Source organism: uncultured Bradyrhizobium sp. (assembly GCF_936928535.1).
Taxonomy (GTDB): domain Bacteria; phylum Pseudomonadota; class Alphaproteobacteria; order Rhizobiales; family Xanthobacteraceae; genus Bradyrhizobium.
Window position 1 is genome coordinate 157234 of the sequence record NZ_CAKZHY010000097.1, and the last position, 14293, is coordinate 171526.

The 14293-nt window shown below is 63.3% G+C and carries 17 protein-coding genes; all 17 read right to left on the reverse strand.

From position 1 onward, the window contains the following. Positions 1 to 43: 43 nt before the first annotated feature. Positions 44 to 691, reverse strand: a complete 648-nt coding sequence (locus Q0687_RS20055) for a pyroglutamyl-peptidase I (RefSeq protein ID WP_298880223.1) — start codon at positions 689 to 691, stop codon at positions 44 to 46. After that, positions 688 to 1674: a methylmalonyl Co-A mutase-associated GTPase MeaB gene (meaB, locus tag Q0687_RS20060; protein WP_298880279.1), complete on the reverse strand. Its 987-nt coding sequence runs from the start codon at positions 1672 to 1674 to the stop codon at positions 688 to 690. Before meaB ends, Q0687_RS20055 begins: the two co-directional genes overlap by 4 nt. Positions 1675 to 1695: 21 nt before the next feature. Continuing rightward, complete coding sequence (locus Q0687_RS20065; protein ID WP_298880226.1) at positions 1696 to 2040, reverse strand: HepT-like ribonuclease domain-containing protein; 345 nt, start codon at positions 2038 to 2040, stop codon at positions 1696 to 1698. Beyond that, the gene (locus Q0687_RS20070; protein ID WP_298880229.1) at positions 2041 to 2355 is read right to left on the reverse strand and encodes a nucleotidyltransferase domain-containing protein; all 315 of its coding nucleotides are present in this window, start codon (positions 2353 to 2355) and stop codon (positions 2041 to 2043) included. It lies immediately after the preceding gene. 117 nt (positions 2356 to 2472) lie between these two features. After that, on the reverse strand, positions 2473 to 3459 hold the full coding sequence (locus Q0687_RS20075) for a tripartite tricarboxylate transporter substrate binding protein (protein ID WP_298880231.1): 987 nt from the start codon (positions 3457 to 3459) through the stop codon (positions 2473 to 2475). A gap of 167 nt (positions 3460 to 3626) precedes the next feature. Beyond that, positions 3627 to 4013, reverse strand: a complete 387-nt coding sequence (locus tag Q0687_RS20080; RefSeq protein WP_298880234.1) for a hypothetical protein — start codon at positions 4011 to 4013, stop codon at positions 3627 to 3629. 14 nt (positions 4014 to 4027) lie between these two features. Continuing rightward, positions 4028 to 5500, reverse strand: coding sequence for a hypothetical protein (locus tag Q0687_RS20085; protein ID WP_298880237.1), 1473 nt, complete (start codon positions 5498 to 5500; stop codon positions 4028 to 4030). A gap of 125 nt (positions 5501 to 5625) precedes the next feature. Further along, entirely contained in the window at positions 5626 to 6441 is an 816-nt protein-coding gene (locus tag Q0687_RS20090; protein ID WP_298880239.1) for an RsiV family protein, read from the reverse strand. Positions 6442 to 6604: 163 nt separating this feature from the next. Then, positions 6605 to 8761 (reverse strand): methylmalonyl-CoA mutase, encoded by a 2157-nt coding sequence (gene scpA / locus Q0687_RS20095; protein WP_298880282.1) that lies wholly within the window; start codon positions 8759 to 8761, stop codon positions 6605 to 6607. Positions 8762 to 8783: 22 nt separating this feature from the next. Then, a complete protein-coding gene (locus tag Q0687_RS20100; RefSeq protein ID WP_298880241.1) occupies positions 8784 to 9248 on the reverse strand; it encodes a GFA family protein in 465 nt (154 codons plus the stop codon). Continuing rightward, positions 9245 to 11116 (reverse strand): methylmalonyl-CoA mutase subunit beta, encoded by a 1872-nt coding sequence (locus tag Q0687_RS20105; RefSeq protein WP_298880245.1) that lies wholly within the window; start codon positions 11114 to 11116, stop codon positions 9245 to 9247. Before Q0687_RS20105 ends, Q0687_RS20100 begins: the two co-directional genes overlap by 4 nt. A gap of 81 nt (positions 11117 to 11197) precedes the next feature. After that, positions 11198 to 11689: a 2-amino-4-hydroxy-6-hydroxymethyldihydropteridine diphosphokinase gene (folK, locus tag Q0687_RS20110; protein WP_298880248.1), complete on the reverse strand. Its 492-nt coding sequence runs from the start codon at positions 11687 to 11689 to the stop codon at positions 11198 to 11200. Position 11690: 1 nt separating this feature from the next. Continuing rightward, the gene (folB, locus tag Q0687_RS20115) at positions 11691 to 12059 is read right to left on the reverse strand and encodes a dihydroneopterin aldolase (RefSeq protein ID WP_298880251.1); all 369 of its coding nucleotides are present in this window, start codon (positions 12057 to 12059) and stop codon (positions 11691 to 11693) included. Then, on the reverse strand, positions 12056 to 12916 hold the full coding sequence (gene folP / locus Q0687_RS20120) for a dihydropteroate synthase (protein ID WP_298880254.1): 861 nt from the start codon (positions 12914 to 12916) through the stop codon (positions 12056 to 12058). Before folP ends, folB begins: the two co-directional genes overlap by 4 nt. Positions 12917 to 13173: 257 nt before the next feature. Next, positions 13174 to 13581, reverse strand: coding sequence for a DUF4332 domain-containing protein (locus Q0687_RS20125; protein ID WP_298880257.1), 408 nt, complete (start codon positions 13579 to 13581; stop codon positions 13174 to 13176). Between the two features lie 24 nt (positions 13582 to 13605). Next, positions 13606 to 13971: a DUF2267 domain-containing protein gene (locus tag Q0687_RS20130; RefSeq protein ID WP_298880259.1), complete on the reverse strand. Its 366-nt coding sequence runs from the start codon at positions 13969 to 13971 to the stop codon at positions 13606 to 13608. A 36-nt stretch (positions 13972 to 14007) separates the two neighbouring features. After that, a partial coding sequence (locus tag Q0687_RS20135; protein WP_298880261.1) for a hypothetical protein occupies positions 14008 to 14293 on the reverse strand: 286 nt, incomplete at its 5' end.

Below are 14293 nucleotides of genomic sequence, written 5' to 3' on the forward strand. Positions count from 1 at the left end.
TGTGGGGATTGTTGCCGGTAGGGTTAAATGTTTACCGCAAGGGCTATGTGTTCCGCGCCTTTCGTGCCATCTGCACCATCTCCATCAGCATCGCTTCCCCCGCATCCACCAGCTCGTCCAGCGTGATCCGCGGCGCGCCCTTGCGCCGCACGGCGCCGCTGCGGGCAAGCAGCGGAATGTGGATGAAGGCGGCCAGCTTCGGTCCGCCAGCCCTGACATTCTCGATCGCGCGCCAGCTCAGATAGTTGCAGAGATAGGCGCCGGCATCGCGCGAGGGCCGCGCATCGATGCCGGTGAGGCGCGCGGCGCGCAGCAATCTTGCGGTATGCGGACCGAACGTCATGGCGTCCGCATGGCCCGTAATGCCGCGCTTGCTGGAGCGGGTGTTGGCGGCATCGGGCCACAGCATGGTGACGGCGTTGCGCGCGCGGCTCTCGATACGCAGGAAAGGCGTACGCGCCGCGAGCCCGAACATCAGCATCGCATCCGGCTTCAGCTTTGCCAGCACCTCGGGCAATTGCCGGTCAACCGCGGCATAGGTCACCGGAAAGATGTGGCGCGATAGCGCGACATCGTCGAGCGCGGGACGGCGCAGCTGCGCCAGCCGCGCCACCAGCGGCTGGGTTGGATTGTGGGGTGCACCGGGAAACGGTCCGAAGCCGGTCAGAAGAATGCGCAGCTTCTCGCTCATTGCAGCAACTCCAGAATCCGTTCGGCGGCGAGCGCGGGGGTGAGCTGGCCGTCAGCGACGTCTGCCTCGATCTTCTTGACCTTGGTCCGCACCGAGGCCTCGCTGCGCAGCCGCGACAGCATGCGCTGCTCCAGCATCGACCACATCCATTTCACCTGCTGATCGCGCCGCCGTGCCGCAAACTCGCCGGATGCGTTCATCGCCTTGCGGTGATCCAGGACCTTCTGCCACAGCTCGGCAATGCCGGTGCCGGCCAGCGCCGAATAGGTGACGACGGGCGGATGCCAATGCTCGGAGCGGCGGCTGAGAATATGCAGCGCGCCGCGGTAGTCGGCGGCGGTGATGTTGGCGCGCTTGAGATTGTCGCCATCGGCCTTGTTGATCGCGATCATGTCGGCGAGCTCGACCAGGCCCTTCTTGATGCCCTGCAGCTCGTCGCCGCCGCCCGGCAGCATCAAGGCGAGGAAGAAATCGGTCATGTCGCAGACCGCCGTTTCGGACTGGCCGATGCCGACGGTCTCGACCAGCACGACGTCGAAGCCGGCGGCCTCGCACAACAGCATCGCCTCGCGCGTTTTTGCCGCGACGCCGCCGAGTGTGCCCGAGGAGGGCGAGGGGCGGATGAAGGCGTCGGCGGAGGCCGCGAGCCGCGCCATCCGCGTCTTGTCGCCGAGGATCGAGCCGCCGCTGCGGGCCGAGGATGGGTCGACCGCGAGAACGGCGACCCTGTGGCCTTGCTCGATCAGATAGGTCCCGAGGGCATCGATGGTGGTGGATTTGCCGACGCCGGGCGAGCCGGTAATGCCGACACGGACCGCCCTGCCGGTGTCGGGCAGGAGCATCTGCACGAGCTCGCGCGCCTGCGCCTGATGATCGCCGCGCCGGCTCTCCACCAGCGTGATCGCGCGTGCCAGCGCCGCGCGATGGCCCGCGCGAAGGTCGCGGGCGAGCGAGGTGATATCGATGGGTTTGCTATTGGTCATCATGATCTTCGCGTCCAGCTGCTAGCGGCCAGACTCGCGAATGTATCTTTCGGCGCAAGATTTCAGCTGTGGAAGGTGGATTTGAACGATGTCCCAGACGATCTCCGCCTTTGTCATGTGATACGCATGACGTAGCAGATTTCCAAAGTCGATCATCCTGCGCCAGTCGATCTCTGGCTCGGCTCGCTTTACATCATCAGGGATAAATCTCGACGCCTCGCAGACAATCTCGAGAAGACGTTCGATTGCCAGCCGGGTCGTTTTCTCGGCGACAAATTGATCCAACGTGAGGTCCCTCACCGCATTTTCAATGTCAGTGATGGCTTCCAGAATATCCCGCAGCCGGTCTTCCACGGTCGGCGGCATTCAGAAGACCTCGATCAGGTCATCCGCGATCCGATCTGCCATGCGCGGCTTCAGCAGATCTTTGATCGATATTTGCACCTGAAGGCCGAGATGGTCTTCGATCAAATGGAGAGTTTTGAAGTAGTCAAATCGCCGCGAGTCCCCACGCGACGTGGTCTCGACCAGGATATCGAGATCGCTATCGGGCCGTGCATCGCCGCGCGCGCGGGATCCAAACAGGTACAGGCGTGTGATGCCTGAATCTCTCAAGGCGGGCGCAAGCTCCCTGAGCTTCCCGACGAGGGTCTGGAGTGAGATATCGGCGACATCAGTCATAGCCGAAGACTAGCACAGAGGCGTCAACCAGCCCAGCGCCGTCAGAGCTGGGCGGCGCTTCGATGGCCAGGCAAGGGTCTCCCAGCCTAACGGGCGGTGCCGAGGGTTCTGCGTTCATCACGCTTTGGCAAAGCCGGCGGCCTTCATCGCCTGGCCCATCTGGCGATCCGCCTCCTCCATGAAGCTTTCGAAGTCGCTTGCATCCCGCCATACGGTGCCAAAGCCGCGCCCGGTCATGAAGTCCTTGAAGGCGGCGGAGTCGTACACCTTCTTCAGGGCCGCGGTCAGCTTGCTGGCGACTTCAGGGGGTAGGCCCTTCGGTCCGCCAATACCGCGCCACGAGCTGGTCGAATAATCGACGCCGAGCGCTTCCTTCAGCGTCGGGACGTTGGGAAAGCTCGGATTGCGCGCGTGCGCCATGATCGCAAGGCTTCGGGCCTGGCCGGCCTCGATGGTCGCGCGCGCTTCCGGCACCGAGCAGGTGGTGAGATCAATGCTGCCCGCGACGAGGTCCTGCATGGCCGGGGCTGCACCATTCGACGCCGCCCACGCCACCTGGTTCGCCGGCAATCCCATCGCCTGCATCCAGCCGACGAGTGCGAGATGCCAGATGCCGCCTTGTCCCGTGCCCGATGCCTTGAATCGCCCCGGCGGCGCAAGCTTGATGGCCTCCATGAGCTCCTTCGCCGTCTTGTATGGCGAGGAGGCGGCAACCTGGATGCCCGGCGGGTCCTCGTTCATCAGCGCCAGCGGCATGAGGCTCCGCGGCGTCAGATGGGTCACCGCCTGCCAATGCAGCATCGCGATTTCCACGGTGATCATGCCGATCGTGTAGCCATCCGGCGGTGCTGTGGCGATCTCGGCATGGCCGACGACGCCGGACCCGCCGGTAATGTTGACGACGTTGAACGGTTGGCCGAGTTCCTTCTGGAGCAGCGTCGCGATGATGCGTGCGGTCGCATCGGTGCCGCCCCCCGCCCCCCAGGGTACGATCAGGGTCACCGGCCGCGCCGGATAGGCTTGCGCGCGCGCAGGCGAGAGGAGAGTGGAGGTGGCCGCGGCCACTGCAGAGGCCGCGAAAGCGCGGCGCGTGATTACTGGCATCAAGGTTCCCGGCATCGCCCTCGGGAATCGGGCTGGTATCAAGCTATTATTCTAGGCGGCTTTTTGGCGCGACATCAAGACAGCGCCATCTTCAGGGAAAACTCTCGATGAGGAGTTCCCAAGCCCGCCAATGTCCCGATCGTTGCCTTAGAGGGAGGCGTTGGCCTTCAAAAAAGGGCGAGGCCGAGAAAGGCTGCGATCTTCGCGATCGGGGACAGAATTTTTGAAGCGTCGGACACGAATTCAGCGAGAAGTTTCGCGGAACCGGCGACGGCCTTTGCTGCTGTCTCCAACCGGCCTCGATCGGGCGTAGGTTTTGCCGCTTCTTCCGCCAGTTGGTCAATGTGCTCTGAAATTGCGGCTTTGGCTCTGTCCGGAATTTGCAGGTTCGCGAACTCCTGGCGCAACTCGGCGATACAAGAACCGAGCTGCTTGGAATCACCAACCGAAAGAGTCTGGTTCGCAGTCGCGTTTCGACCGACAGCCATCACTTGGGCGCTGACATTCGTCGCGATGACGCCCTCGTTCGAGCTGGTCTTGGAACTCTTGTTCATCGCGCGAGAACCTTTCAGTGCGTCGCGTTCGCATCATGGGTGGAAGCCGCGCTGGCTCCCTGTCCCACGGCCATTGCCTGCGCCGTCACATCGCCGCCCTGAACCAGGATTCCAGAATTGTAGATGGCGAAGGCTTTCTTGCGGAGGTCAGAGATGTCCACGCCATGATCTTCCATGTATCGGCAGATCAGCTCCACGACACATTGGTCGAATGCCTTGATCCCGAAGTCCAGGTCGGTTTTTTGAAAATAATGCTCGAAATTTTCGTCCATGATTTCCCGCCGGGTGCTGTCGACCGCACCGTAGTCAAATAGCGGAGTTGCCTCGATGCTATGTCGGTACTCCGTCTTGAGACGTCGTATCGAGTGCCCGAGCATGGCATAGGCAAGCAAGTTGTACACTTCGCCCAGCACCAGAAACGGACTAGCCATCGCCTCGCCGACGAGGCGGCCGATTTTCGTCCTTAGGCTTCGGTCACTGAAGTGCATGTTGTCGACCGTCTTGAATTCTTTGAACGGCGGCGTGAGCAGGTACCTGCTTGCTTCGATGTAGAATATTCTGCCTCTATGCGTCGTTTTGATCGCATGGGTGAGTATCAGTTCCCCATTCCATCTGATGTCGTGAAAGAGCAGATACTCTCTTACGAGGTCGGGATGTTTCGCGACGACGTCTGCGACTGCCGATTCATTCAGGGTGACGCTTGGTTGCCGGGTCCAGGCGTCGTGAGACAACAATGGCAATGTCCATGCGTCCCTGCCCCGAAGGGCGGCAATCTTCCGTATGACCATATCGCCGAAGCCGCTTTGCGGCAGGTCTTCCGCGATCATTTGATTGATCTGCGACAGCGAGATCGGGACCAGGTCGGGTGCTCCCGTCCCGATCTGCGCGCGCTTTTCCACGTCAACGGTAAACGACCATCTACCTATGGCAGCCCCGGCACATCTGAATGGATCGTAGTCCCTGTAGACGAGCAGGCGCTGCTGATAGCCTCCGATGCCAACGTCCAGTTTTTTGTCGTGTGGCGCGTCCAGCAAGGACGCGACCGTCTCCGGGGTGAAGTGGTCTCTTGAGAATCGTTGAATCGCGCTGCGTTCGCGAGCGCTGTGCCTCATCGTCCAAACGGCTCCGACGGCAAAAACCCCCAGCGCGATAAAAACAAGTGTGTCAGACGGGCGATTGGTCGACACATTGCCGACGTAGGCTGACACGACACCAACGTATGCCATGAGAATGGCCACACAGAATGTGCGATAGGCCAACTCGCCCCGCTCCACCATCCAGGCAAGATAAGTCGTTGGACGCGGATCGAAACCGATTTCCAACGGCGGCGCTTGAACTGGATTCATTGCCTTAAGCAGAAGCTGTCGGCGAAAGGCGGCGCCGCGCGTATAGACTCCCGCGAGAGCCAGCCTCGTGAACTCGCGGCAGTCCTGCCAGGCGAATTCTGAAAAATTCGAACTGCTAAATGTCTTGCCCCGGTCAAGCATGATGCCACTCCGGACAATGTCAAAAAATGTCTATTTCAAAATGCAACCAAAAGTATAGTTTCGGACGGCCCCCCGGTACAATCAAATTTACGCGTGCCGTTGCTTCCGCAAGGCGGCCGCGGAGTTTACGGCGCGCCCTCAGCGTCTCCCTTTGGTCGTGTCCCGCCGAAAATGCGTGCACCTTCAGGCGTCAGGTAGGGCCTCAACGTTTCCCATGGCACGTATGCGACATATTGACCCTCGGCGTAGGGACCGACGGCATAGGGCGGGTAGTGGAAGGTCAGGCCGGAACTCTTGCCTGTCTCGGTCGACGGCGCGAGCGTCACGGCGCCGATCTTGAGCAGGCTCGGCTCAACGCCCTTGAACCATTCCTCGGTCGCGGTCTCGCTTGAGTCGCGTTTCTTCTTCTCGATCTTCAGCGAGGCGATCACGGCTTTGACCATCGCCTTCATGGTTGCGCCATTGTCGGCGGTCTCGGTGAAGAACGGGCGGATCGAGATGCGCTTGCTCTCGGATTTGTCCCACAGCACCGTATTCACGTCCGAATTGGGATGGGCACCATGAGTGTCCATGTAGTCATCGCGCAGGATGCTGACATAGCGATCGGCCACCACGGAGCGGATCGAATATTTGCGTTCGAAGTCCCAGCCGCCGTCCCTGAAGAATTGCGGGTCCTGCTTGCGCGAGGCGGCGGCATCGCCTGCGTTCTTGTCGAGCCACTTCTTGCCTTCGGCCAGGCAATCGGCTGCGAGCGGCGCATCGGCCTTGATCCTGTTGTCGAGAAACACGCGTGCGTCGATGCTCTTGGTCTTGACGGCAGCATCGGGTCTGGGATCGGCGGCGAGGGAAGGGGAGGCAAGGGCGATCGTCGCGACAGCGGACAGGGTTGCGAGCAATCCGGCCCGCACATTTGCACGATGAGACGTCACTTCAATATCCATCAATTTTGCACCCGACCGCCGCTACGGCGCTCGGATGTCTGCATGAACGTAACGACCGTAAGATGAACCGGCGCAGAACGCGCGGTGCGAAACACTGGGACGTGAAGGTTGGTCGCAGCAGCGCGGCCGCGGGTTTGATGGCGTAAGCCGAAAGGCGGCGGAATTACTCCGCCGCCTCGCTATGCCCGAGCCGGGCATTGAGCTTGCGGATCAGCTCCTCGGCCGCGTTCGCGATCACGGTGCCGGGCGGAAATATGGCCTCGGCGCCGGCGGCATAGAGCGCCTCGTAATCCTGCGGCGGGACCACGCCGCCGACGATGATCATGATGTCCTCGCGGCCCTGCTTCTTCAGCGCAGCCTTCAATTCAGGCACGGCCGTGAGGTGGGCTGCGGCGAGCGAGGAGACGCCGAGGATGTGCACGTCGTTCTCGACCGCCTGCCGCGCCGCTTCGTCGGCGGTGGCGAACAGCGGTCCGATATCGACGTCGAAACCGATATCGGCAAACGCAGAGGCGATCACCTTCTGGCCGCGGTCGTGCCCGTCCTGGCCGATCTTGGCGACGAGGATGCGTGGGCGGCGGCCTTCGGCCTCCTCGAAGGCGTCGATCAGCGCCTGAACCTTCTCGACCTGGTTGCCCATGCTGGACGCCTCCCGCTTGTAGACGCCGGTGATCGACTTGATCTCGGCCCGGTGCCGGCCGAATACCTTTTCCATCGCGTCCGAAATCTCGCCGACGGTCGCCTTGGCCCGCGCCGCATCGATCGCGAGCGCGAGCAGATTGCCGTTGCCTTCGCCGGCCGAGCGCGTGATCGCGGCGAGCGCGGCATCAACGTCGGTCTGGTTACGCTCGGATTTCAGCCGCGTCAGCTTGTCGATCTGCAAGCGGCGGACATTGGTGTTGTCGACCTTGAGGATGTCGATCGGTGCCTCGTCTGATGGCTTGTACTTGTTGACGCCGATCACCGCCTGCTTGCCGGCATCGATGCGGGCTTGCGTCTTGGCGGAGGCCTCCTCGATGCGCAGCTTGGGCACGCCGGCTTCGATAGCCTTCGCCATGCCGCCGAGCTCCTCGACCTCCTGGATGTGGCCCCACGCCTTCGCGGCGAGGTCACGTGTGAGCCGCTCGACATAATAGGAGCCGCCCCACGGATCGATGATACGGGTGGTGCCGCTCTCCTGCTGCAGGAACAGCTGGGTGTTGCGGGCAATGCGTGCCGAGAAATCCGTCGGCAGCGCCAGCGCCTCGTCGAGCGCGTTGGTGTGCAGCGACTGGGTGTGGCCTTGCGTCGCCGCCATCGCTTCCACCGTCGTGCGCATTACGTTGTTGAACACATCCTGCGCGGTCAGCGACCAGCCCGAGGTCTGCGAATGCGTGCGCAGCGACAGCGAGCGCGGGTCCTTCGGGTTGAACGGCTTCAGAAGCTTGGCCCAAAGCAGCCGCGCAGCGCGCAGCTTGGCGACCTCCATGAAGAAGTTCATGCCGATCGCCCAGAAGAACGACAGGCGCGGGGCGAAGCGGTCGACATCGAGGCCGGCGGCAAGACCGGCACGCAGATATTCGACGCCGTCGGCGAGCGTGTAGGCGAGCTCGAGGTCCTGCGTCGCGCCGGCCTCCTGCATGTGATAGCCGGAGATCGAGATCGAATTATACTTGGGCATCTTCTGCGAGGTGTACGCAAAAATGTCCGAGATGATCCGCATCGACGGCGCCGGCGGATAGATGTAGGTGTTGCGCACCATGAACTCTTTCAGAATGTCGTTCTGAATGGTGCCCGACAGCTTTTCCGGCGGCACGCCCTGTTCCTCGGCAGCCGCGACGTAGAGCGCGAGGATCGGCAGCACCGCGCCGTTCATGGTCATCGACACGCTCATCTGGTCGAGCGGAATGCCCGCGAACAGCGTGCGCATGTCGTAGATGGAATCGATTGCAACGCCCGCCATGCCGACGTCACCGCCGACGCGCGGATGGTCAGAGTCATAGCCGCGATGGGTCGCGAGATCGAAGGCGACCGAGAGGCCTTTCTGTCCGGCCGCGAGATTGCGGCGATAGAACGCGTTGGAATCCTCCGCCGTGGAGAAGCCGGCATATTGCCTGACGGTCCAGGGCTGGTTGACATACATGGTCGGGTAGGGGCCGCGCAGGAACGGCGCGATGCCCGGATAGGTGTCGAGGAAATCGAGGCCGGCGAGATCCGCCTCGCCATAGGCGGGCTTCACCAGAATACCCTCGGGCGTCAGCCACGGCTCGGCGCTGCCCGATGGCACGGCTGTGGTGGCGCGCTCAAAGGCGACATCGGCGAAATTGGGAATGCGGCTCATGGCTTCAACCATATCATGGCGTTCAATCATGATCCGGATGCTGATGGCTGACGATGGTCGCCATCTTCTCCGGTCCGTAATTCTGCTGTGTGGTCTGGCTCGGCAGGTTGGCGATGCCGACCACCCAGCCGAGGCGGGATTCCGTTCCGTACTGCCGTGTCGGCACCACGTGGTCAGGACGGTCGAAGGCGCCGGTCATGATCTCGATGCGCTCGCCGTCGATGCGGCCGAAGCTCAGCGGCGTGCCGCAGGCAGAGCAATAGCCGCGGTCGGCGATCGTGGAGGAGCGGAAGAACGACGGCTGGCCCTTGGTCCAGACGAAGTCCGTCTTGTTGACATCGGCGAAGGACGCGAACGGCGCGCCGCTCGCCTTCTGGCACATCCGGCAGTGGCAGATCGACACCCGGTTCGGCGCCGCCGAAATCGCAAAGCGCACCGCGCCGCATTGGCAGCCGCCGGTGAGAACGGGTTTGTTCGCTTCGGTCATGCCTGTTCCATCCGCTTATAAGCGTCTTGAAGCGTGGCGAGTGCATCGCCCCCGGCAAACACGAAGCCCGTGACACCGGCCGCGCGCAAGGCCGCCTCAGCCTCGGCCGGACGGCCTGCCAGATAGATATGTCGCGCGCCCGCCGTTTGCAGGGCCTTGGCCGCGGCTTCGGCGTGGTCCGCATAGACCTTGTCGCTGGAACAAAGGCAGGCGAGCGCCGCACCGGAAGCCTTGAAGGCCGCAGCCAGCTTGGCCGGATCGGCAAAACCTTCGCTGTCGAGGGCCTGGATGCCGCCGGCTTCGAAGAAGCTCTTTGCGAAAGTCGCACGTGCCGTAAAATCGGCGGGCGTGCCGAGATTGGCCAGGAACACGCAGGGCCGCTTGCCGCGCGCCTTCAGTGCTGCATCGGAGATGTCGCGCAGCGCTTCGAACGGCTGCGCCAGCCTGATCGGCACGAGGGCGTCGAACTTGTATTTGGCCTCGCCATAAGGCGCGAGCACGACAGGCGTCGCCGTCAGCACGGCCGTCTCGCTGTCGTGCAGGTTCGGAAACTCGCTGGCGCCAGTCAGCACGTCGCGGCGCCTGGCGATGTTGGCCTCGCGCGCCTTGCGCGTCGCAGCCACCTTGCCCTGGAACAGGCCCTGCTGAAGTGCCGCAAAGGCGCCGCCGACCTTCTCGCTCTCTTGAAACAGCGCCCAGGCGGCCTCGCAGAGCTGCGCCGTCAGCGTTTCGATGCCGCCCGATCCCGCCGCGGGATCGCTGACCCTGGCGAGGTTGCTCTCCTCCAGCAACAGCAATTGCGTGTTGCGCGCTACGCGTCGCGCGAACCGATCAGGCAGCCCGAGCGCCAGCGTATGCGGCAGCACGGTGATCGCATTGGCGCCAGCGAGCCCGGCTGCGAATGTCGCAATGGTCGCGCGCAGCATGTTCACGTAGGGGTCGCGCTGCGTCAGCATGCGCCAGGCCGTATCGGCGGCAATGAACAGCGGCTTCGGCGTCAGGCCGCAGGCGGCCTCGACGCGCGCCCAGAGCAGTCGCAGCGCGCGGAACTTGGCCATGGTCAGGAACTGGTCGGCGTCTGCGGCGAGGCGGGCGTAGACCATGCCTTGGGCCTGCTCGAGCGGAACGCCGGCGCCCTCGATCGCGCGCAGATAGGCGACGCCGCAGGCGAGCACGAAGGCGAGCTCCTGCACCTCGGAGCCGCCGGCATCGTGGATCACGCGTCCGTCTGCGGGCGCGAACGGCCCCTTGAAGCCGAGCCCGGCAAGACCCTTGATGCCGCCGGTCACGGCGGGAACGATTTCGTCCCAGCTGTAGGGGCTGTTTCCCCACACTGCGCAGGCCGCGAGCGGATCGAGCCCGAAGCGGATGTCGCAGGCGGCGGGGTCGATGCCGTTGCCCTTCACATATTCCGCGATATGGATCGCGGCCATCCGCGATTGCGGACCGACCTGAAGCTCGAGACTGATGCCGGCATCGAGGTGAATGCCCTTCAGCACCTTTGCAACCGCATCGGCTGTCGGCTCCAGGCCGAAGCCGTGGCTGCCAGCGCCGCCGGCGAACACCAGCGAGAGTCCCGTGGCGCCGTTCTCCAGATCGGTCAGGGCCTGTGCATTCGCCGCAAGCGCATCGGGATGATCGATCCGCTGCATGATCTGCCACGGCGCAGACGCCGGCCGTCCCGCCACCGGTGCGACGCCATGGGCGCGCGGATAGAGCGGTTCGATCTTGAGACCGTCATAGGTCTTGCCGACCAGCTTCTCGAACGGCGCGCCCTTCAGCACGCCGTCGACCAGCTTGCGCCAGTCCGCGTCCGTCGCCTTGGGAAAATCGGCCGCCAGCGGCAGATCGTCAGTCACGGAGGTCATACGGCCAAGGGCTCCCGAACATCTCGATATTCGCAGGCGAATTTGCCACGGCGGGCCGTCCCTGCAAACGGCCGATTTTGGTTAACCGGTATCCGAAAGCCGCTCAATGCCTTGCGTCGAGACGCTGGCAAGGCCGTCACGTACACGAATGCCTGAAATCACGCGCTCCGGCGCGATTTCGGCCAGCGGCACCAGCACGAATGCGCGCTCGAACAGGCGCGGATGCGGCAGGGTCAGGTCGGGCTTGTTCATCGACACATCGTCATAGGCGATCATGTCGAGATCGAGCGTGCGCGGACCCCAGCGCCGATCCTTGTCGCGCGTACGGCCGAATTTCTGCTCGACTTTCTGCATCACGAACAACAGCGCGTGCGGATCGAGGCCGGTCTCGATCTCGACGCAGGCATTGATGAAGGGATCCTGGTCCTCGTCGCCCCAGGGCGGCGTCGCATAGTCCGACGAGCGCGCGATCAATGCGGCCTGCGCCATGCCGCAGATATGGGCGATCGCCTTCTTGAAGGTCGTGCGGACGTCGCCGACATTGCCGCCGAGTGCGATCAGCACGCTCGCCATGTCAGGGGTGCCGCGAGCGCGTCAGCATGACGCCGACATCGTCGAAGATCGCCGCGATCGGCGCATGCGGCTTGTGCACGGTGATCTTCACGGCGCGAATGCGCGGGAAGTGCGCCAGGATGGCATCCGCGACCGCGCCGGCGGCGCGCTCCAGCAGCTTGTAATTGGTGTTCTTGAAGGCCGCCGTCGTGGTCGCCACCACGTCGGCATAGGAGACGGTATCGACCAGGCGGTCGCTGCGTGATGGCTCCGACAGATCGGTGTAGAGTTCGAGGTCGATCACAAAACGCTGGCCGACTGCGGTTTCGTGATCCAGCACGCCATGGCGCGCATGGATCGACAGGCCGGTCACGAAGATCGTATCGGTCATTGCTTGCTCTCGATTGCGTTGGCGACCCGCAGGGCCTGCAGGGTCTCGGCGACGTCATGGGTCCGGATGATCTTCGCCCCCTTCTGCGCGGCGATCAGATGCGCGGCGATCGAGCCGGCGAGCCGCTCTTTCGGCTCCGAGCGCGACACCGAGGCGATGAAGCGTTTTCGCGAGGCACCAACGAGAATTGGCAGGCCGAACATGTCGAGCTCGCGCAAGCGCGCCAGCGCGATCATGCTCTGCTCGGCGGTCTTGCCGAAGCCGATGCCGGGATCGAGCACGATCTTGTCGCGATCGATGCCGGCCTTGGCGGCGATGTCCAGCGAGCGCATGAAGAACGCCTTCATGTCAGCGACGATGTCGATGGCGGAATCGACGCTGTCACGGTTGTGCATGACGATGACGGGCACGCCTTTCGCGGCGACCAGTGGCGCCATACCGGGGTCGCGCTGCAATCCCCAGACGTCATTGGCGATGGCGACGCCCTGGTCGAGCGCAAAGGCCACGACCTCCGATTTCATGCTGTCGATCGAAATCGGCACGCCGAGCGCAACGATGCCTGACAGCACCGGTTTCAGCCGGGCCAGTTCGTCCGCCGCCGTCACCGGCTGGGCGCCCTTGTAGGGCCGGGTGGATTCGGCGCCGATATCGATGATGTCGGCGCCGCCGGCGATCATCGCCCGCGCTCGCGCCAGCGCCTGGTCCGGTGCGATGAAATCGCCGCCGTCGGAGAAGGAGTCGGGCGTCACGTTCAGCACGCCCATCACCGCCGGCAGCTTCCGGCCCACGAGCGTCCGCAGCGTATCTGGCCCGGCCGAGCCGGCCGACGGGACCGATGGGGAGGGCGAGGCATTCATGCGGCCCGCTTTGCGCGGTCGGGGAGGGGGAGTCAAGACGGGATTGGCGGCGGTGTGGGCGACGAGCGCTGCTCTCTGACCGTCACCCTGAGGTGGCCGCTTCTTCAGCGGCCCTCGAGGGGCGACGGCCCGGCTCTCACCGCTTGGCGGCTGCGGTGGCCGTGCATCCTTCGAGGCTCCTCATGGGACACGTTGCGTCCCATGCCTCGCACCTCAGGATGACGGTGACGGAGCGGATGACGGGGAGAGAGCTGCGATCAATACGTGATCTTCGGCGACAGCTTCCTGGCCTTGGCGATGATGTCGCCGACCGACTTCTCGGACGGAAGGATGCGGACGAGCTTCTTGCGATCGTTGGCTTCGCGCATGCTTTGCGCCAGTCTTGCCGGATTCCGATAAGCGAGCTCGCGCACCGTGGTCACGCCGGCGGCGCGGACCAGGCCCACCTTGGCCCGGCCCATGCCGGGAATACGCATGTAGTCGGAGACGTTGGCCCACTCCAGCAACTGCTGCTCGCTGATGCCGGTCTTGACCGAGAGCGTCTTGCGGCCCTTGGCGGTACTTGCGGCTTCCAGCAGTGCGGCGGTGGTGCGGATACCCTGCGCCTTCAGCTTGTTGGCGGCAAAGGCTGGCAGGCCCTCAATCTCGGAGATCGGATATGTCATGATACTCGGTATGAAAAGCGTCGCTCAGGCGAATTGGCTGAGGCCCGGCGTCCCCGCGATGATCTTGCTCATCTGATCCGCTCCGATTTTGTCTCGGCCGAAGCGAAAAAGTTCACGGGCAAGGGTCTGGATGTCGGACATACCAAGCCCGAGGCCCATCAGGCGCGTGCCGACGGCCATGAGGCCGCCGCCCATCAGCCGCGACAGTCCGCCGCCGCTCCTGGATGCCTCGATCGCCCCTTCTGCACCGGGGATCTGGTCGATCAGGGCCTGCACGCTATCGGAAGGACCTTCACTGCGGAGGAATCCCAGGATAATGCCGACGCTCTTTTCAGCGACAGCACTATCTATGCTGGCGTTTGTCGCCAGCTGTCCGATCAGCTCGTCCATATGGGCCTGCCCCTCAGCCGGTTCACATGCCGGAGATTATTTTCGAAAAATGATCTTGAGCCGGTGCGATGTGAAATACAAGCGATGAACGCACGCAACGTTCCGATTCATTCTCGAAGACACGAAAAGTGTTGCAGCGATGCAAGAGCGGAGAGGAAATTCACGAGAATTTGCCGCGGTGCGAATGCGCGCATCCGACTTTTGGCGCATGTCATGCGCGAAGTCTCCGACATCGTCGCATGTCGACAGCGCCCCGAGAGGTTTCAATCGGCCCTTTAATTGCGGATTGATGTCAATTCTCTTTTTGAAGCCATTCGGCAAG

Coding starts and splice junctions, on each gene's coding strand:
- Q0687_RS20055 (WP_298880223.1), bottom strand. CDS start 691: ATGAGCGAGAAGCTGCGCATTCTTCTGACCGGCTTCGGACCGTTTCCC.
- meaB (WP_298880279.1), bottom strand. CDS start 1,674: ATGACCAATAGCAAACCCATCGATATCACCTCGCTCGCCCGCGACCTT.
- Q0687_RS20065 (WP_298880226.1), bottom strand. CDS start 2,040: ATGCCGCCGACCGTGGAAGACCGGCTGCGGGATATTCTGGAAGCCATC.
- Q0687_RS20070 (WP_298880229.1), bottom strand. CDS start 2,355: ATGACTGATGTCGCCGATATCTCACTCCAGACCCTCGTCGGGAAGCTC.
- Q0687_RS20075 (WP_298880231.1), bottom strand. CDS start 3,459: ATGCCAGTAATCACGCGCCGCGCTTTCGCGGCCTCTGCAGTGGCCGCG.
- Q0687_RS20080 (WP_298880234.1), bottom strand. CDS start 4,013: ATGAACAAGAGTTCCAAGACCAGCTCGAACGAGGGCGTCATCGCGACG.
- Q0687_RS20085 (WP_298880237.1), bottom strand. CDS start 5,500: ATGCTTGACCGGGGCAAGACATTTAGCAGTTCGAATTTTTCAGAATTC.
- Q0687_RS20090 (WP_298880239.1), bottom strand. CDS start 6,441: ATGGATATTGAAGTGACGTCTCATCGTGCAAATGTGCGGGCCGGATTG.
- scpA (WP_298880282.1), bottom strand. CDS start 8,761: ATGAGCCGCATTCCCAATTTCGCCGATGTCGCCTTTGAGCGCGCCACC.
- Q0687_RS20100 (WP_298880241.1), bottom strand. CDS start 9,248: ATGACCGAAGCGAACAAACCCGTTCTCACCGGCGGCTGCCAATGCGGC.
- Q0687_RS20105 (WP_298880245.1), bottom strand. CDS start 11,116: ATGACCTCCGTGACTGACGATCTGCCGCTGGCGGCCGATTTTCCCAAG.
- folK (WP_298880248.1), bottom strand. CDS start 11,689: ATGGCGAGCGTGCTGATCGCACTCGGCGGCAATGTCGGCGACGTCCGC.
- folB (WP_298880251.1), bottom strand. CDS start 12,059: ATGACCGATACGATCTTCGTGACCGGCCTGTCGATCCATGCGCGCCAT.
- folP (WP_298880254.1), bottom strand. CDS start 12,916: ATGAATGCCTCGCCCTCCCCATCGGTCCCGTCGGCCGGCTCGGCCGGG.
- Q0687_RS20125 (WP_298880257.1), bottom strand. CDS start 13,581: ATGACATATCCGATCTCCGAGATTGAGGGCCTGCCAGCCTTTGCCGCC.
- Q0687_RS20130 (WP_298880259.1), bottom strand. CDS start 13,971: ATGGACGAGCTGATCGGACAGCTGGCGACAAACGCCAGCATAGATAGT.